Raw genomic sequence first — 18,635 nt, 5'->3', positions numbered from 1 at the left:
CAAACTTACCGTTCCGTTTCCTTATCCTTTTCTTCCATCTTCCCCCAGATCTCCTCCGGGCTCAGCTTATCAAAACGCCGGAACTGGTAGCCGTCCGTTTTCAAATCAAATCCGCACACACTATGGTACGGGCAATAATCGCACGCCGTTTTCTGGCCGTTTTTGTACGGCGACGCCGCAATGTTTCCATCCAGAATCTCCCGCCCCATATGCTTCATTTTCCGGTTCACATACGCGCCCAGCACACGGAATTTTTCTTCCCCTGCCGCCTGCGAACGCCGCTCAACGATCGCCTCATTTTTAATCGAAACCGGCACAACATCCGAATCCGCCGTCGCCTCCTCGCCCAGCCGGTTATCCAGATGTGCCAGTGCCTCCCGATCGCCGTTTACCAGCCCGTTCATCCGCAGTGCCTTCAAAATATCGGCATTCGTCTCCTCCTCCGACTCCACCGGCTTGCGCTCCACCATCGGATCCTCGATATGATAATAGAAAAGCCCCGCTGGAACCACCGTTTTATCCGGGTATTCCCGCCCGATCTTCTCCATCGCCGCATCCATGTAGACAACCAGCTGCAGCTGCAATCCATAATAAATATCCGTCAGATCAAATTTCGTTTTTCCCGTCTTGTAATCAATGATCTTAAGGTACAGCCGGTCGCCATCCTCGCAGAGATCGATTCGGTCAATCCGCCCGCGCAGATGGATCGCCTCCTCGCTTGAAAGCGGAATCCGCATCGCTTTCAGGTGATCCATCGGTGAAAAACTGACCTCAAACCCGGCTGGCTCAAAATCACCTTTTTTTAGCTGTTCCGTCAGTGCCCAGATCGTCCGATCCGTGATCCGGTATACCTTCCGTTCCAGATACTGGTTCCGGTACGAGCTTCCCAGAATCGCATTGCCGTATTCCTCCGTGACCGACGCCACACACTCCGCCACCATTTTCTGGCGGTCTTCCTCCGAAATGCCGGAAAACAGACGATTTTCCTCTTTCATCCGCGTGAAATACATGTCGATCGCCGCATGGAACAGATTTCCGATATCCGACGGGGCAATCTCGTACATCTGCCGTTCCGACAATTCCAGCCCATACGAAAGAAAATGTGCATACGCACACGACGCATACAGCTCCATACGCGTCACACTGCCCCGCAGAATCGGGCTATAGAGCGCCCGCGCCGCCGCCTTCCCGATGCCCGTATCCTGATAGGTATAAAATGCAGCATCCGAGAGCGCCTGCATTTCATCCCGGTACGATTCTGCCTGAATAAAGTATCGGTACAGCGATATAAACTGGTCATTTTCCCCGCTTTTTTCATCCTGCAGTCCCCGAAGCACCCAGCTCATGCCAAGCTCCGGCGACCAGAGCGCTTCCTTCTCTTCCTCCGGCTGTTCCAGACGTTTCTCCGGAAATAATTTAAGCAGCTGCAGCATCAGACTCGAAGGACGCATCGCTTTTCCCTCGGCAGAGGACGCCGCACACGACAGATAGAGATAGTCCGACGGCTTTGTCAGCGCCAGATAGAGATAAAATCGCTGCAAAAAGCTTTCCTCCCGCGCGGTCGGCGCCAATTCTACCTGCATTTCCCGCAGCGCCCGGCGATCCGCCTCCGAAAGGATCCCACCGCGTCCCGAAACAGACGGCACTATCCCGTCATTGACTCCGGCAAAAAACAACACTTTTATATTGGAAAGACGGGTTCGCGTGATATCGCCGACCACGATCCGGTCCACGACCGCGGGGATCAGTCCTACCTTGATCTCCGCAAAACCGGCGTCCAGAATCTCTGCATACTCCCGCTGTCCCATGACCTCCTCGCCGAGAAGCTCCACAATCCGGTCAAACAGATCCATCACCAGCCCATACACCTGCCCGTACTCCTTGGCAAGACTCATATCGCCCACTTCTTCAAACTGCTGCGCCATCGCCGCCAGCTTCTGCTCCATCTCAAGTGCTTCGAGAAAATGGACCAGCGCCTCCGTCCGCTCGCGCACCGTTGCTTTGCGGTTGGAAAACACCTCCCGAAGCGGCAGAAATGGTGTGACAACCGCCTCACGGAACTGATTTAACTCATCCAGATTGATAAGCTCTGCCCCCCGGTACACGCGCTCCCATGTACTGTTCCACCGCTTAAACCCGCGGATTCCAAGCGCAATCACATAATTTTCCGCCTGATAGATCACTTCCGGTGAAAGCCCCGCAAGCGGCATCACCAGCCCTGTTTTCAGGAATCGAAACACCGATTCATAGGAAAAGCCCGATTGCAGCACCTCCAGCGCCGCCCGGATTAGTTCCACCATCGGGTTACTTAAAATATTTTTCTTATAATCAATAAAACACGGGATCTGATTCTTCTCAAACTGCCTCAGAATCTCCCGCGAATATGTCTCCAAGTCGCCGGTAATCACCGCGATCTCCCGGTAACGGATGCCCTCCGATGCCACCAGACGCCGGATTTCTCCGCATAAGAAAGAGATTTCCGCCTGCGGGGTTGCTGCTTCAATTAGACGCAGGCTTTCCCGGTCGTGTTCAGCCGCAGCCCGCTTTCGTTCCCGCTCCCAGAATGATACACCTTTCCCCTATATCGGAATAATTCATTTTCAATAAATCCCAGTTCCGGGCTGTCCTTAAATCTCCACATTGGTTTTTCTTTCAACAAAATATCCTCATCCCGGCTGCATCCGGCAGCTGCAGCACGGTCAATCAGACGGCAGACGGTATGACGGCTCATGTAAAAGAGCTTCTGCTGCACGCTCTCGCGGTACGGATTGTCCTCCGGATCCATCGTGACCGTCACGATCACCTTCCGGCAGCACCGGAATAAGAGTTCCAGAAGCTCATACTGGATCGGCGTAAAGCCCGTATAGCCATCCAGCGTCACAACGCTGTCGCGGATGAGCTGTGACTGCGGCAGCACCCGGCAGAGAAGGCTTAAAATTTCTTCTTTTACGATCACTTTTTCCTCGGTATACGCCTGGAATGCCCGGTATAAAACCTGCATATCCAGAAGCTTCTGGCGCAGCAGCGGGCTTTTCGTCTCCCCGATCAGCGTCTCCAGCTTTTCCTCCGTGATGCCGTACTGGAAAAACTCAGACAGCATCGATTTGATCTCGCTGATAAAGCCCGCCTTGTCCAGATGCCCTCCAAACAGGTGCAGATTTCCCCGGACGCCCGATGAGACGCGCCGCAGAACCATCGATTTTCCCATATCATCCAGCACCGCCAGATTTTCAATCGCCAGTTCCTCAAACACCCGGTATGCCAGACGCTCAAAACTGACAATATCGATATTCATCACGCCATGGTTCGGATGCAGCATCACGATCTCTTTCTGCGTCTGCATCGTAAACTGTTCCGGCACCAGAGCAAAAAAACGTTCGTCCGGCTCTTCCATCGACTGACGGATCAGATTTTCATACAATGTCCGTGTCTTTCCCGAACCGGAACCACCGATTATAAATTGCAATGACATAGTTTTCCCTCTGTCTTTCTGTCTATGTTTTCTGTCAGATACCAAAGCACTTCCGCCCGGATGCATCCCGGATTCCCATTTCTTCCCGGTATTTCGCCACAGTCCGCCGCGACAGCGTGATCCCCGCTTCCGCCAGTTTTTCTGACAGCACGCGGTCGCTGAACGGCTTTCTCGGATTTTCCGTTTTGATCAGATGGCGGATTGCCTCCCGCGGATCTTTGCCTGTTTCCATCCGATTCACCATTTCTGCCTGAACTGCCGTTTCTTCCTGATTCGCCGCCTCTTCCCGTTCTGCCATTCTTCCCTTATCCGTTGTCCCGAATCCCTCCGCAGCCATGTGTCTTGAAAAGAAATATGACAGCGGAAAAATCCCCCAGCGGCATTGCAGATATTTTTCACGCACTGTCCGGCTCAGCGTCGGCTCGCTGACCCCCAGCGATTTAGCCGCCTGTTTCTGCGTCCACGGAGCCAGTTTTCCACTTCCTTTTGCAAAAAACTCCCCCTGTACGCACAAAATCTCTTCTGCCAGCCGCGACAATGTCTGATTGCGCTGCCCAATGCACTGGCAGACCCATTCAGCCTGTCGGATTTTTCCCTCGATGTAGTCCTTCGCCTCCGTCTCGGTATCTTTCTGCTTCATCAATGACAGATAATACGGATTGATGGCAATCTGCGGCAGTGTCTCATCGGAAAGCTGCATTTCAAATCCGTGTTCCGTCTGTGAGATAATTATATCTGGTACAATATATTTATCATAGCTCTCATCCCCATATCCGCTTCCCGGTTTGGGATTCAGCTCCCGGATCCGCGCTGCTGCCAGAAGCACTTCCTCCAGCTTGCAGGAGCATGCACGGGCAAGCTGCTTCATCTGGTTTTTTCCAAGCAGATCCAGATGGTTGGAAATGATGCGTGCCGCCAGAATTTCGGTTCGCATCGTTTCATTCTGAACAATATTAATCACCACGCTGCCGTCCTCTTCCAAGCAAGACAACTGCATCAACAGGCACTCCTTCAGCGACCGCGCCCCGATCCCGCGCGGTTCCAGCCTGCCAAAATTTTTCCAGATACGCTCCCCTTCTGTCTCATCAATTCCCAGCCCAGCGCAGAGTTCTCCAAAATTCACGCTGAGATATCCGCTTGCATCCAGATTTTTGATCATATAGCGGAATATTTTTTCTTCTCTTTTCGTCAGATGCAGCATACACGCCTGTTCCAGAAGCGATTCCAAAAGCCCATCCTGGCTCCGTCCCGGCTCTAATCGTCCCGCCTCTTCTTCCTCATCCTGATAATAGGTCTGGTTCTGGCGGTCAAGGCTGGCAAGTTCTTCAAGTCTGCTGATTTTCTCGTTCAGCTCTCCATTTTCTTCCAGCCGTCCGTTCTCCAGCTCCCGCTCTTCCAGATCCACCACCGGATTTTCCAGCGCCATCTCTTCTATGTACTCTTTCAGCTCTATCTGCCCCATCTGAAGAATATTTGCGGATTGTATCATTTTCTGGGACAAGGTCTGTTTGAGCTTTAACTCCTGTTTCAGTTCCATCGTACCACCCCTGAAAAGATGTAAAACGCCCAGATGCCTCGCCGTTTCTGCCTGCGAAGTACCTGGGCGTCCTGTCTTTTGCCTGCCTAATTACTGATCCAGCTCGTCCTCGCCGACCAGCTCATCATATTCCTGCTCGTCCAGAAGCTCGTCAAACGCATCTGCCACGATCTCATACTCATCATCGTCCTCGATGTTTTCCAGGTTCGGCTGTCCGTTCTCATCCTCGCTGTAACGGTACAGATATACCTCTCCGTCCTCTGCCTCGATGTCATCCATCGGAAGAAGGGCAATATAATCCTTACCGCCTGCCGGGAAAATCGTCAGAACAACACACTCAATCTCTCTGCCGTCATCCAATGTCAGAGTCACGGTCATCTCCTCGCCGTTGTCGATCTCTTCCTGCGTCATATTCTTATTATCTGCCATATTTTACCTCTTTCTTTTCTATGCCTTTTCTACGTCCCACAAGATCCGTTGGCGGAATCCTGTCTTGACTCCACTGTATCAGAGTATTCTGTAAAAATCAAGACTTGACTTCCTCATTGTCCTCTTCATCTGCCGCCTCGTTACTGTTCACGCATACGTGCCCAGTAACGGAATTTGCCGCATTTAAATACGGCAAATTCCTGCTGCCGCCACGTTTTCTTACGGCACTTTCGGTTCCAAAAGTGCCTACCCGTGTACAGTATCGCCGCTTCATTCCGATACGCCGCCATCTATTCCAGCCCCTCATCCGGCACCTGTACGCGCATTCCACGTGCAAATGCCCGGTTTAAGCGGATTGTGTGCCGTGCCAGCGGGTTAAACAGCATATAGATGCAGAATACCGCCTCGATAAATTCGATTGCCGCCGCCATCACCAGCATAAAAACCAGCGGAAATGGCAGCCACCAGCTCATCTGAAGCAGCGATACGCCGCCCCACACGATACTCGCCCCACGCCCGATCAGCATCAACACCGTAAGCACCGGGCTCTCCCGCAGCATCAGCATATACCAGCCATAAAAAATAAACGGTCCCAAAAGCGTCATGACCGCATTTGTTTTCTCCATTCCATAGACAAATGTCATAATCAGATAAAACAGGCAGTACAGAACCCGCACCCCCGTCAGAATCCGTACCATCCAGTGCAATGTCTCATTCTGCTCCCCGTAACCCGGAAGTGTTTTTTCCATCTGTTTTCCCCACATTGCCCATTCCCGCTGCACTGCAGCGTATTCCGGACGATGCTTTCTCTTTATAAATCCCATTCAGAGTCCCCTCTCTAATATTCAATTCCCCGCCGCGCCAGGATTTTCCGGTCAAACGGATGCTTGATTTTTTCCATCTCTGTCACGTAATCAGCCCGCAAAAGCAGCTCCTCCGGCGGTTTCCGCCCCGTCATCACAACCTCCAGCCCCGCTGGTCTGTGATCCAGAAAATCCACTATATCCACCAGCTCCAAAAGTCCCGAAGAAAGAGAAGCGCAGACCTCGTCCAACACCAGCAGAACATCGCAGGTTTCACAGAAGTTATTCTCCTCCGGTGCTTTCGAACCGTTCTCTTCTGCTTCCCCACACCGCTTCACTGCCTCACGGCACGCCGTCTCAAACATACTTTTATAATAATCCGCTGCCTCCTGCTTCACTTCATCGGTCATTTTCCACGTGAATCCAAATGTTTTTTCACAGGGAATCAACGTCACCTCCGGGAGCCGCTTTAAAATCTCCACCTCCCCAGACTGGTTCGTTTTTAAAAAGCGGGCAGCAACTACCTGTTTTCCCGTTCCTGCCGCCCGGACCGCCAGACCGATCGCCGCCGTCGTCTTTCCTTTTCCATCGCCGCAGTACAGATGTACACATCCCATATATTTTTCCTTTTCTTCCTTTTTATCTCGCTTTTCAGCGCACCAATACTAACTATCTTATCATATCAAACTGCCAACCACAATATTTGCCCGATTGAAAATTTACATTGAAATATTTCCCCATATACGCAATCTGGCGGTCTGATCCCAAGGACCAGAACCGCCAGAAAACCAAACTCAATGATTCAATTTTACCAAACTTCTAACTTCAAACTTCTAATTTTCCTATTTGAATGCAGCAACCAGCTCTTCCGCATCCTTATAACCCTGTTTTTTCAGTTCCCCGATATACCACTCGGTCACTGGTTCTACAACCGCCTTGAAGGAATCGATATCCAGATCCTCATACGGGGTGACCTCGACACCATTCTTGGACTGCCATCTGGAGAGGATCTCGTCGTCGCCTGCGCGGTTGATCTCGCGCTCGTACTGAACAGCAAGTTTACCGCACTCATCGACTACTTCCTGCTGCTCCGGTGTCAGGCTGTCGTAAATATCCTGGTTGATGCAGAAGAACAGGCAGTCATAGTTTGCATTCCACATGGAAACGTATTTCTGTACTTCCTGTACGCTTGCCGCATCAATCGCCGGAAGCGGGTTCTCCTGACCGTCTACCGTACCCTGCTGCAATGCCGTGTAAGTCTCGGACCAGTTCATGTTGGTCGCATCTGCGCCCCACAGCTCGTAGCACTTCATCAGAAGGTTTGAACCAGCCACACGTACTTTCAGGTTCTTCATATCTTCCACGGAACGAACCGGGCGCACGCCGTTCGTGAGCTGACGGAAACCATTTTCCGCCATACCCATACAATGCAGGTCATAGGAAGAAAGAATCTCATCCATCTTCTGGCCTGCCTCGCCGTCCAGCTTCGCGTCGGCGTCCTCCACTGAATCAAACAGATACGGCAGCGATACCACGTTGAAACGCGGGTCAAATGCCGAATAAATCAGGTTGCTGTGCATCGAAATCTGCACCGGATCTCCGTTCATCAGCGCCTGGATGCCCTCGGACTGGTTTCCACCGGTCAGCTGATCCGCTGCGTAAACATCTACTTTTATCTTGCCGCCCGTTGCCTGATCCATGAGCTCGCCAAACTTGCGTCCTGCCTGTGCCCAGGTACTGGTTTCTGTCGTGGAACACGTAAAGTTCCAGGTCATTTCCGGCCAGTTCAGGTCACTGTGATCTTCCACCTGATAGGTCGAAGAATTTTCAATGCCCGCCGTCTTAACTGCACTAGCCGCATTTTCAGTAAAGGTGTTTACCAGATCCTCTGCATCATCAAAGCCCTGGTTTTTCAGTTCTCCGATAAACCATTCCGTTACCGGCTCAGCTGCTTTCTTAAAGGATTCGATGTCGAGGTCCTCATATTTCAGCACCTCCACACCGTTCTTAGTCTGCCAGCGATCCAGAATCTCCTCATCGCCTGCACGGTTGATCTCACGCTCGTAAGCAACTGCCTTACGGCCTGCCTCATCAACAACCGCCTGCTGCTCCGGTGTCAGGCTGTCATACAGCTTCTGATTGATGCAGAAGAACAGGCAGTCATAGTTTGCGTTCCACAGGGAAACATATTTCTGTACTTCCTGTACACTCGCCGCATCAATCGCCGGAAGCGGGTTCTCCTGCCCGTCTACCGTGCCCTGCTGCAGCGCCGTATACGTCTCGGACCAGTTCATATTGGTCGCATCTGCGCCCCACAGCTCATAGCACTTCATCAGAAGGTTCGAACCAGCCACACGCAGCTTCAGGTTCTTCATATCTTCCACGGAACGAACCGGATGTTCGCTGTTGGTCAGCTGACGGAAACCATTCTCCGCCATACCCATACAATGCAGGCCATAGCTTTCCAGGATCTCAACCAGCTTGTCGCCCGCCGGACCATCTAAGACTGCATCCGCTGTCTCAACAGAATCAAACAGATACGGCAGTGATACAACATTGAACCGCGGGTCAAATGCCGAATAAATCAGGTTGCTGTGCATCGAAATCTGCACCGGATCGCCGTTCATCAGTGCCTGGATGCCCTCAGATTGATTTCCACCGGTCAGCTGATCGGCTGCGTAAACATCTACTTTGACCTTGCCGCCGGTCGCCTGCTCCATGAGCTCGCCAAACTTGCGTCCCGCCTGTGCCCAGGTGCTTGTCTCGGTTGTGGAACACGTAAAGTTCCAGGTCATATCCGCCCAATCCAGATCGCTGTAATCGCCGATCGTGTTGAAATCGTCATTGTCTGTCTGGGTGGTTCCGCTGTCGCCTCCGGCTGTCTCGCCATTTTCAATGGCTGCCGCACTTCCCAGTGCCGCCGGCAGACAGGTCGAAATCTGCGGAATATAAGTAATTATCAGTAAAACAACAATGGAAGCGGCTACCATCGGAACGACTGCCCTGGAAATCTCCTGCAGCGTTACGCGGATACCGTCTCTTAATTTGATGCCGATCGCGACAAACAGGTTGACACCGACCGGAGGTGTTACCTGACCAATTGCCAGGTTGACCGTTGCCATGATACCAAATGCGATCACGTTGTAGCCCAGTGCCTTGCAGACCGGCAGCATGATCGGGATGAAAATGTACATTGCAGAATTTGCATCAATAAAGCAGCCCGCGATCAGGAAAATAATGTTACAAATCAGCAAGAAAGTAAACTGGTTGCCTGCCACTCTTGCTAACAGTTCGGAAGCAGCCGTCGAAATACCGAAACGGGTGCAGACAAAGGAGAACAACGACGCACACGCTACGATCAGCATGATGCCGCCGGTGGTCTTTGCCGAATCAATCAGAATTTCCCACAGGTCTTTAAATTTTACTTCCTTATAAATAACCATGCCGACAAACAGACCGTACACAACGGATACGGCTGCCGCCTCGGTCGGTGTAAAGATGCCTCCGTAGATACCGCCCAGAATGATGACCGGCATCAAAAATCCCCAGAAAGCATCCTTAAATGCGTTCCAGCGCTCTTTTGCGGATGCTTTCTCTACGTTGGACGGCACGACATGATCGCGGCGTACCTCCAGCATAACGACAACTACCAGAGCCAGACCCATCAGGATACCCGGAATGATGCCTGCCATAAACATATCTCCGATGGAAACACCTGTGATCGACGCGTATACGACAAACGCGATACTCGGCGGGATGACGATCGCGATGGAACTGGAAGTTGCCATCAATGCCGTCGAGAAGGCTGCGGAGAAACCGCCCCGCTCTATCATCGCCGGAATCAGGACCGCACCCAGGGCCGCTACCGTCGCCGGACCGGAACCGGAGATCGCGCCGAAGAAGCAGGCTACGATGATACACACATTCGCAATGCCGCCTTTTCTGTGACCGACACAGGTGTCAACGAAACGGATCAGGCGCGTGGAAATCCCCGCCTTCGCCATGATATTTCCGGATAATACGAAAAACGGAATCGCCAGCAGCAGGAATTTACTGATGCCGGAGTAAATATTCGTCGCTACAATCGTTAAAGAAGTACCGGAATACAGGATCGCCGCTGCGGAAGAAAGTCCCAGACAGACGGAGATCGGCACATTCAGCACCAATAATACGAAAAAGGTAATAAAAAGAACTGCGCTAACCATTTATTTGTCCTCCTTTTTCGTACACTCATCGAGACAGAACTCGATAAAATGAAGAATCATGCACGCCGAACCGATCGGTACAAAGGACCAGAAGATCCACTCCGGCCAGTTCAGCACAAAGGTACGTTTCTGGTTCGCAAGCTGCGCCAGTACCTTGTCCATGCCATAGTAAAATAAGATTCCCATAAAGAGAACCGAAAAGATCGTAATCAGAATCACAACCGGCTTCTTTGCTGATTTCGGCAGACGCTCTGTTACCAGATTTAAGCCTACCAATCCGCCCTCACGCGCAGACAGCGCCGCGCCAAGCAGCGTAATTAATACGAAAATGGCAACAACCAGTTCCTCTGTAAAGGACCAGGACTGGTGAATCACCTTACGGGAAAATACATTTCCCACCGTCAGTACAAGGATCAGGAGCATCGTGACTACCAGCACGGTTTTCTCAACCATCGCCACAATATCCATCAGCTTTTTATATCCATTCATACTGCGCTCTCCTCCTAAAATAAGTATCTCATTTTTCCACATTTCTGTCGGCTGTACGCATTCATCTGAACGTTTTTGTGTCATAGGACACAATTTCCTAAGGCATAAAAAAACGCCCCCAGATAATAGGGACGAATGAAGTGCCAGATTTCTGCTAAATGTTCTGTTTTTCTCGGAAAACACGCAAACATATGCAACACCAAACAAACAAACGCTGCTCCCGCTTGTGCGGGATTCGTACAAAAACAGTGACCGCCGCGCCCTTGCTCTCAGTCAATCGAGGCATGAACGGTTCCGTTTTCATATGGAACAATATCAAACTAAAATTAAATATTGCTGATATGGAATATATTCTACACTTTTTTAATAAATACGTCAACCATTTTTATAGACTACGGTCTATTTAATAAAAGCTGCGTAAAAATAGCATAAAAGAAATAAAATTCTTTTCCCTCAACCTATTGATGATTTGATTTTTCTATACTATAATAAACATCATACGCTTTAAAGTGCGAAAATCTTTTAGACAATACAGGAGGATAAAACTCATGGGATTTGAATATGTCAGCAAGCTGCCGACCCCGGACGAGATTCGTGCACAGTTTCCACTGGCACCGGAGCTGGCCGCAGAAAAAGCTCGAAAGGACGCTGCTATCCGTGACGTCTTTACAGGCGACAGCGACAAGTTTCTTGTCATCATTGGTCCGTGCTCTGCTGACCGGGAAGATGCGGTTATTGATTATGTAAACCGTCTTGCCAAGGTACAGGAGAAAGTGAAGGACAAACTGATTCTGGTTCCTAGAATCTACACCAACAAACCTAGAACAACCGGTGACGGCTATAAGGGACTTTTACACCAGCCAAATCCGGAAGGTAAGCCAAACTTATACCAGGGTCTGATCGCGATTCGCAAACTTCACATGCGTGTGATCGAAGAAACCGGCTTCTCGACCGCAGACGAGATGCTATACCCGGAGAACCTGACCTACCTTTCCGACGTTATGTCCTATGTTGCAGTCGGCGCACGTTCCGTTGAGAACCAGCAGCACCGCCTCGTTGCCAGCGGCATCGACGTACCGGTCGGCATGAAGAATCCGACCAGCGGCGCACTCTCCGTCATGCTGAACGCCGTACACGCAGCACAGCACGGTCATGAGTTCATCTACCGCAGCTGGGAAGTAAAGACACAGGGCAACCCGCTGACCCACACCATCCTGCGTGGTGCTGTCAACAAGCATGACCAGTGCCTGCCGAACTACCACTACGAAGACCTGAAGCTGCTCTTAGACCTCTACAACGAGCGTGATCTGAAGAATCCGGCCTGCATCATCGATGCAAACCACTCCAACTCCAACAAAAAATACATGGAGCAGATCCGTATCGTCAAGGAAGTACTCCACAGCCGTCGTCACTCCGACGATATCCGTAATTTCGTCAAAGGCGTCATGATCGAAAGCTACATCGAACCAGGCAACCAGAAAGTTGGCGAACACATCTACGGAAAATCCATCACCGACCCGTGTCTGGGATGGGATGATTCCGAGCGTCTGCTGTATGAAATGGCTGAAGGATTGTAAAATATAGAAATATGCAGAAAAAAAGTCCGGTGGAAAAGCTCCGCCGGACTTTTTTTCGTTAGGAATTCGGATTTCAAAAAGGTTAAAGGATTAAATCTTTTGTATCATGCATTTATTATGGTTATAGTATATCATTCCTATCTCCAAAATGTTTGTATTCTCTTTAAATAAATTATGAAGAAATTCTTAAGATTCACCATTTCGATGCAATAAAAATCTGATTTTCTGCATTAATGAATATTAGGTTTATTGTTCAATTGATTCACATACATAAAAAGAACAGGTTTCGCCATTAAAAAGCTGTACTCCTGCATACAGAGGCTCTCTATCATATGTATATGTCACACTCTTAATATAAAGAAGCGGTGTTCCCTTCTTAACTTTCATCAGTTTTGCTTCTTCGGCCGTGGCTCGGCATAATTCAATCCGCTTCTCTGAGGAAGCAACTCTTACCTTGGCCTCTTCCTGCAGGCACTCAAACAGAGAATTATCATTAAACTGCTTTTCCAGAAGGAAGGAATATTTTACCGGAAAGTAATTCTTCTCAATGGCTACCGGTTCCCCATCCGCTGTACGCAGACGCGAAATATAAACCACATAGGATCCAGGTTCCAGATTTAACTGTTTTTGAATCTTGTCATCTGCCAGAACCAGCTTGTTTTCAAGCATCTGTCCTCCAGGCTTCATATTCATATGACGGCACATTTCTGAAAAGCTCTGGAGATTTTTTATATCCTTCGCGAATTTCTGTCGGCAGATGAAGGTTCCTTTTCCCTGCTTCTTTTCCACAAGGCCCTGGCTCACCAGATCATCCACTGCACGCCGAACTGTGATCCGGCTCACATTGTACTGTTTTGCTAACTCTGCCTCTGCCGGAATTCGTTCCGTTGCATTATAAACCCCATTCTCAATATCTCGTTTCAAACTCTCCACAATCTGTGCATATAATGGAACTATGCTGTTTGGATTTGTATTTATCTCCATACCCTTCTCCTTTTCATTCTTTATAATAATTGAGCCCTACATCTATATAGTCAAAATGATATATAATGTTATATACACTATCATACTATTTGTATTGTTCCATTACAAGCTTTTTTTCGTTATTTTAACAAAGAAATTGTATTTTTTTTTACTCGGTATAAAAAAGAAAAAAGCAGGCCCACAACAACTACAAGGTTGCAGGCCTGCTTTTATATTATATTTTTGTAACTATTCAGAACTCCATTCGAAAAACCGCTGCTTTGCAGCTTCTGTTTTGCTCATGTGGTTACTTCAATCCTTAATAATCAAATTTCCACATATACCGGCGATATGTCATCGGATGCATTCTCACATCTGCCATTGCTGAAATAAACTGCTTGGAAATCGGATGGAACAGAAGTGAATTGAAGTATTCTGCAACACTCTCATCCAGTTCGCCTAAGCCAAGCTTCTCTGCATCGATAACCCAATGATGACCGCCAAACTGATTTAAGAAGCGTTCTGCTCTCTCATCTACCGGTCTTGTTCGTCCAATGCTCTTGAACAGAAGGATGGCAAGATCCTTGTCACAGGTCTCAAAAGCACCGTGGAAATATTCACCAGAATGAATCGGAACACAGTGTACGGTCTGCATCTCCTGAAAGAAGCAGAATGCATCTGAATAGGATACCTCCCAGGCTGCACCACTTGACATTACATTCCATACAGTATCATCTTTGTAGGTCATGGCAAATTTAGCTGCCTCCGCACGCACATCTGTATATGCTTTTCCGTAAATTGTTTCCAGCTTCTCGAATCCTTCCAGAGCCTGATCATATGCCTCATAATTGTCATATTCTTTTAAGAGCCAGAACGCAATCTTTAACGCCGTGCCCTGGCTGTTGTAATGAACTAAGGTTGGATCCTTATACCACTCATCTGCATGATAGTAGGTAATATAATAATCAGCCGTCTGCGCTGTCAGAGAATCTGCATATCCGGATAAACCAACCGTAACGGCGCCTTTTTCTTTTGCCACCTTTAATGCTTCCACGGTTTCTGCCGTTGCCTTAGTGGAGGTTCCAATCACAAGTGTATTCTTATCTACATTCTTCGGAGTTGCATTCACGAACTCACTGCTGTTATATCCCTGAACACGCAGAGAGCTCTCCTGATTTAACAGAAACCGTGCCGGATAAGAGGATGCAAAGGATCCTCCGCAAGCCACGAAAATAACCTGTTTTAATCCGCCATTTTTATCCAGATCTGCTTTGGCTTTTGTCATCACATCGATGACTTCCTGCATACCTTTAATCATAGAATTAATCCTCTCTTTCTTACGTTTTGCCGTATCTTATCCTCTGAGGCTTTGGTTGCCTGTTCGTCTACCTGATAATGAACTCCATCTGATACAACAACCACACCATAATCTTTTTTCGCTGCCTCTACAGACACCTTTTTCTCAATGACATCCTTTAATACCTTTTCCGGCTCACGCTTCATCGGATCACCATATCCGCCTGCACCAGGAGTTTCAACCCGGATGATATCGCCCTTCTTTAACGGAAAACTGGTTGTCTTGTGTCCCATTTTTGTGATAGTTCCATCCGGAGTTACACGGTAGAATGCACCGGCAGCGCCTTCTTTACCGCCATCTAATCCCCATGGATGGAATTTATGACGATCACCTAATCCGGTATATGCCACATCATCCTGCATCATCTCTAACTCACGCTCGATACCAAGGCCGCCTCTAAACTGGCCGGCACCGCCTGTATCTTCCTTCAGTTCATATTTTCTGGCAAGAATCTTTGTGAACTCCATCTCGGTTGCCTCAATCGGCATATTAGAGGTATTGGTCATGTTTACCTGAACACCAGATAAACCATCTAATCCCTTCGAAGCACCGCCGCCTCCGGCAATAACCTCGTGGAAAATAAACACACTGTCTGTTCCGATTGCACCTTCACCTGCTAAGATGGTGGTGGTACAAGCACCATTACCAGCCGTTACGACGGTATCCGGGAAGATTGGTGCCAATGCTCCGAAAATGGCATCCGGGATTCGCTGCTGGCAGTCAATCTGTGCACCAATCGGACTTGGTTCTGTTGGATTAACGATACAGCCCTTCGGTGCAATGATCTTAATCGCACGGTTAATTCCCTCATTGGCTGGGATATCATCTCCCATTAATGCCTTAATGGAGAAGAATACGGCTGCTTTCGTACAAGGGTACGGCACATTGATCGGTGCTTTAATCTGCTCAGCGGTTCCTGTAAAATCAATTGTCAGGTCATCACCCTTAATGGTAATTTTCACTTTAATCGGAAGCGGATCCGGATATTTGTCGCCGCAGCCATCCACATAATCGGTATAGCTGTATTCTCCATCCGGAAGTTCTGCAACGACTGCACGGACACGGCGCTCCGAATAGCCTACCAGCTCTTTCATGCACTCAATCAAATCGTCCTGATAACGGGCATAAGCTTCCTGAATTCTCTGTACACCGATCAGGTTTGCTGACATCTGTGCGGTCAGGTCGCCCTCTCTTTCCTGTGGAACTCTGGTATTATCAAGAAGAAGGTCCATAACACTCGGAATCAGTTTTCCATTCTGGCGGATACGGATTACCGGAATTCGAATACCTTCCTGGAATAAGCTATCTGCATCTCCGGAGGTAGAACCAGGTACCTTACCACCGATATCTGAATGATGCGCAATATTGGCAATCCAGCCAACCAGTTTATCTCCCACAAAGGCCGGTGCTGCGATTACGATATCCGGCAGATGATTGCCGCCGCCATGATACGGGTCATTGGCAATATACATATCGCCTGGCTGAACATTTTCCTTTCCAAATTTTTCATAAATATTAGGAACTACACTCAGCATTGAGCCTAAAAGTGCAGCTAAACTTTCCACCTGGGCAACACTATTTCCATCCGGATCGATTACTGCAGTACACACGTCGCGACGTTCCTTCATATTAGTAGAATATGCACTGCGGACAATGATTCCATAAGTCTCCTCAGCAATGGACATCAGAAGATTGCGGACAACCTCAACTGTTACGGTATCAATCTGTTTTGCCATCTTACTTCGCCTCCTCATCATGAATCTTTAAGTTGTGATATCCATCTACGTGGATGACCCATCCTTTCGGAACCACTAACGTAGTATCCATCTGTTCGCAGATGCACGGACCAGGAATCGACTGACCCGGAACAAATTTATCTCTTAAATAGACCGGTGTTTCAACATACTCATCACTGTTCTGGAACAGAACCTGACGAACTTCGATCGGTTCTGGAATCGGTGCCTCCGGATGAAGCTCTGCTGCTTTCAGGTCCGGTTTATCGATAACGCCGATAGCGGATACACGATAACTTACAAACTGTACAATCGCATCTTCTTTGCAATAGCCGTAGCTTCTCTTATGCTCTGCATGGAAATCAGCCAGTGCTTTCTTCAAAGTCTCTTCCGTCATCTTTCCTGCCGGAACCGGAATGCTGATCTCAAAGTTCTGACGCTGATAACGCATATCAACGGCAAATTCAAAGTAACGTCTGTCTGCCGGAACACCTTCTTTATCCAGAAGACCGGTTCCCTGCTCTACCATATTGTCAAACTGCTCATTGATGTCATCTAAGTTTCCGGCTTCACCATTCATGATCTTAGTTCTGGATAAGTCGAATTTTGTATCTGCCAGAAGAAGTCCGAGACTACAAAGAGTACCTGGATGCGGCGGAATCAATACTTCCTTCATTCCCAGTTCTTTTGCCACCTCGCATGCATGAAGCGGGCCGGCGCCTCCGAATGCCATCAGGCTAAATTCGCGGACATCATATCCCTTTTCTACGGATACGCTTCGGATTGCACGAACCATGTTGGAATTTACGACTGTGATAATACCGTTCGCTGCACGTTTCATATCCAGATTGGATTTATCACAAATTTTTGTCTTGACAGCGTTTTTAGCCAGTTCAATATCTACATACATTCTGCCGCCAAGAATCTTCTTCTGATTCAGCTTGCCAAGAACAATATTGGCATCTGTTACGCAAGGATTCTCACCGCCGCGCATATAGCAGGCCGGTCCAGGTGTTGCACCCGCACTCTTAGGTCCTACCTTTAAGGCACCGCCTTCATCAATCTTTGCAATGGAACCGCCGCCGGCACCGATGGTAATAATATTAATCATCGGGATTCTGGCCGGATATCCTTCTACATAACGCTCATTCGATACCTGCGGTGTATAATTTTCAATTAAGGAAATATCTGCGCTGGTACCACCCATATCAAAGGTAATAATCTTGTCTGCTTCGCACTGTTTGCCAATATATGCAGCTGCGATAACACCGGCACTCGGTCCGGACAATGCTGTCTTAATCGGGCAGTCGATGGTTTCTTTTATTGAAATGATGGAACCATTGGACTGGGTTACATAGGGCTCTACCTGAATACCAAGCTTCGCAATGGAATCACGGAAATTATTTACATATTTTTCCATAACCGGTCCCAGATAACTATTCATAACCGTTGTACTCATACGGCTGAACTCACGGAACTCCGGTGCCAGTTTACTGGAAATCGTAACGTATGCTTCCGGGAACTCTTCATGAATGATCTCTTCAATTCTTTCTTCATGAACCGGATTAATGAATGAGAACAAAGTACAAACTGCAATTGCTGTCACACCCTGTGCTTTTAAGTATCGAACGACCTCTCTTGTTTCGTTCTCATCCAGCGGAGTCTCAACACTTCCGTCGTAACGGATTCTCTCTGTTACCGTACAGTTTAAACCGGACGGAACCAGTGGATACGGTTTCTGTGCCTGAAGATTGTAAAGAGAAGGACGTCTCTGGGTTCCGATTTCCATCAGATCCTTAAATCCTTTGGTAGTAATAAGGCCAAGGCGGCAACCTTTCTTCTCGATTAATGCGTTCGTTCCTACGGTTGTACCGTGTGCCAGATAACTAACTTCTTCCGGAGCTGCTTTCTTAATCTCTAATACATCCTGAACGCCCTTTACAATTGCTCTGGACGGATCCGCCGGTGTGGAACTATCCTTGTAATTGAACAACTCACCTGTTTCCTGATTAAAAACAGAAAAATCTGTAAACGTTCCTCCAACGTCTACGCCAATCATATATGACATAG

The 18,635-nt window shown here is 48.7% G+C and carries 13 protein-coding genes; 1 reads left to right on the top strand and 12 read right to left on the bottom strand.

Annotation, left to right across the window (positions count from 1 at the left end):
- Window positions 1–5 precede the first annotated feature (5 nt).
- From DWX76_RS02885 to DWX76_RS02855, 8 genes are all read right to left on the bottom strand, one after another.
- Window positions 6–2,504, bottom strand: a complete 2,499-nt coding sequence (locus tag DWX76_RS02885) for a PD-(D/E)XK nuclease family protein (RefSeq protein ID WP_412693975.1) — start codon at window positions 2,502–2,504, stop codon at window positions 6–8.
- Window positions 2,504–3,472 carry a hypothetical protein gene (locus tag DWX76_RS14830; protein WP_412693968.1) on the bottom strand — a complete coding sequence of 323 codons (969 nt, stop codon included), beginning with the start codon at window positions 3,470–3,472 and terminating at the stop codon, window positions 2,504–2,506. Before DWX76_RS14830 ends, DWX76_RS02885 begins: the two co-directional genes overlap by 1 nt.
- 34 nt (window positions 3,473–3,506) lie before the next feature.
- On the bottom strand, window positions 3,507–5,009 hold the full coding sequence (gene rpoN / locus DWX76_RS02880; protein ID WP_118570077.1) for an RNA polymerase factor sigma-54: 1,503 nt from the start codon (window positions 5,007–5,009) through the stop codon (window positions 3,507–3,509).
- 90 nt (window positions 5,010–5,099) lie between these two features.
- On the bottom strand, window positions 5,100–5,438 hold the full coding sequence (locus DWX76_RS02875) for a DUF1292 domain-containing protein (RefSeq protein ID WP_022358993.1): 339 nt from the start codon (window positions 5,436–5,438) through the stop codon (window positions 5,100–5,102).
- Between the two features lie 290 nt (window positions 5,439–5,728).
- Complete coding sequence (locus tag DWX76_RS02870; protein WP_118570076.1) at window positions 5,729–6,262, bottom strand: hypothetical protein; 534 nt, start codon at window positions 6,260–6,262, stop codon at window positions 5,729–5,731.
- A gap of 14 nt (window positions 6,263–6,276) precedes the next feature.
- Entirely contained in the window at window positions 6,277–6,858 is a 582-nt protein-coding gene (locus DWX76_RS02865; protein WP_118570075.1) for a cob(I)yrinic acid a,c-diamide adenosyltransferase, read from the bottom strand.
- Between the two features lie 225 nt (window positions 6,859–7,083).
- A complete protein-coding gene (locus DWX76_RS02860; protein ID WP_118570074.1) occupies window positions 7,084–10,446 on the bottom strand; it encodes a TRAP transporter large permease subunit in 3,363 nt (1,120 codons plus the stop codon).
- A complete protein-coding gene (locus tag DWX76_RS02855; RefSeq protein WP_117796365.1) occupies window positions 10,447–10,935 on the bottom strand; it encodes a TRAP transporter small permease in 489 nt (162 codons plus the stop codon).
- Window positions 10,936–11,483: 548 nt separating this feature from the next.
- Here DWX76_RS02855 and DWX76_RS02850 point away from each other — a divergent pair.
- Window positions 11,484–12,512, top strand: coding sequence for a 3-deoxy-7-phosphoheptulonate synthase (locus DWX76_RS02850; RefSeq protein ID WP_118472094.1), 1,029 nt, complete (start codon window positions 11,484–11,486; stop codon window positions 12,510–12,512).
- Between the two features lie 246 nt (window positions 12,513–12,758).
- On the opposite strand, the gene DWX76_RS02845 is transcribed toward DWX76_RS02850, so the two are convergent.
- The 4 genes from DWX76_RS02845 to DWX76_RS02830 all read right to left on the bottom strand — a co-directional run bounded on the left by DWX76_RS02845 (window position 12,759) and on the right by DWX76_RS02830 (window position 18,633).
- A complete protein-coding gene (locus DWX76_RS02845) occupies window positions 12,759–13,496 on the bottom strand; it encodes a GntR family transcriptional regulator (RefSeq protein WP_118467923.1) in 738 nt (245 codons plus the stop codon).
- 298 nt (window positions 13,497–13,794) lie between these two features.
- A complete protein-coding gene (locus DWX76_RS02840) occupies window positions 13,795–14,793 on the bottom strand; it encodes an SIS domain-containing protein (RefSeq protein ID WP_118467921.1) in 999 nt (332 codons plus the stop codon).
- Entirely contained in the window at window positions 14,790–16,568 is a 1,779-nt protein-coding gene (locus tag DWX76_RS02835; RefSeq protein WP_118481819.1) for a hydantoinase B/oxoprolinase family protein, read from the bottom strand. The genes DWX76_RS02840 and DWX76_RS02835 overlap by 4 nt, the downstream gene beginning before the upstream one ends.
- A gap of 1 nt (window position 16,569) precedes the next feature.
- Complete coding sequence (locus DWX76_RS02830; protein WP_118467918.1) at window positions 16,570–18,633, bottom strand: hydantoinase/oxoprolinase family protein; 2,064 nt, start codon at window positions 18,631–18,633, stop codon at window positions 16,570–16,572.
- Window positions 18,634–18,635 lie beyond the last annotated feature (2 nt).

It is taken from the genome of Clostridium sp. AF21-20LB, from assembly GCF_003478795.1.
Taxonomy (GTDB): domain Bacteria; phylum Bacillota; class Clostridia; order Lachnospirales; family Lachnospiraceae; genus Otoolea; species Otoolea fessa.
This window is presented reverse-complemented; position numbering and strand designations above follow the sequence as displayed.

Excerpts from the sequence above, each read along its gene's own strand:
- DWX76_RS14830 (WP_412693968.1), bottom strand. The coding sequence starts at position 3,472 with ATGTCATTGCAATTTATAATCGGTGGTTCCGGTTCGGGAAAGACACGG.
- rpoN (WP_118570077.1), bottom strand. The coding sequence starts at position 5,009 with ATGGAACTGAAACAGGAGTTAAAGCTCAAACAGACCTTGTCCCAGAAA.
- DWX76_RS02875 (WP_022358993.1), bottom strand. The coding sequence starts at position 5,438 with ATGGCAGATAATAAGAATATGACGCAGGAAGAGATCGACAACGGCGAG.
- DWX76_RS02870 (WP_118570076.1), bottom strand. The coding sequence starts at position 6,262 with ATGGGATTTATAAAGAGAAAGCATCGTCCGGAATACGCTGCAGTGCAG.
- DWX76_RS02865 (WP_118570075.1), bottom strand. The coding sequence starts at position 6,858 with ATGGGATGTGTACATCTGTACTGCGGCGATGGAAAAGGAAAGACGACG.
- DWX76_RS02860 (WP_118570074.1), bottom strand. The coding sequence starts at position 10,446 with ATGGTTAGCGCAGTTCTTTTTATTACCTTTTTCGTATTATTGGTGCTG.
- DWX76_RS02855 (WP_117796365.1), bottom strand. The coding sequence starts at position 10,935 with ATGAATGGATATAAAAAGCTGATGGATATTGTGGCGATGGTTGAGAAA.
- DWX76_RS02850 (WP_118472094.1), top strand. The coding sequence starts at position 11,484 with ATGGGATTTGAATATGTCAGCAAGCTGCCGACCCCGGACGAGATTCGT.
- DWX76_RS02845 (WP_118467923.1), bottom strand. The coding sequence starts at position 13,496 with ATGGAGATAAATACAAATCCAAACAGCATAGTTCCATTATATGCACAG.
- DWX76_RS02840 (WP_118467921.1), bottom strand. The coding sequence starts at position 14,793 with ATGATTAAAGGTATGCAGGAAGTCATCGATGTGATGACAAAAGCCAAA.
- DWX76_RS02835 (WP_118481819.1), bottom strand. The coding sequence starts at position 16,568 with ATGGCAAAACAGATTGATACCGTAACAGTTGAGGTTGTCCGCAATCTT.
- DWX76_RS02830 (WP_118467918.1), bottom strand. The coding sequence starts at position 18,633 with ATGTCATATATGATTGGCGTAGACGTTGGAGGAACGTTTACAGATTTT.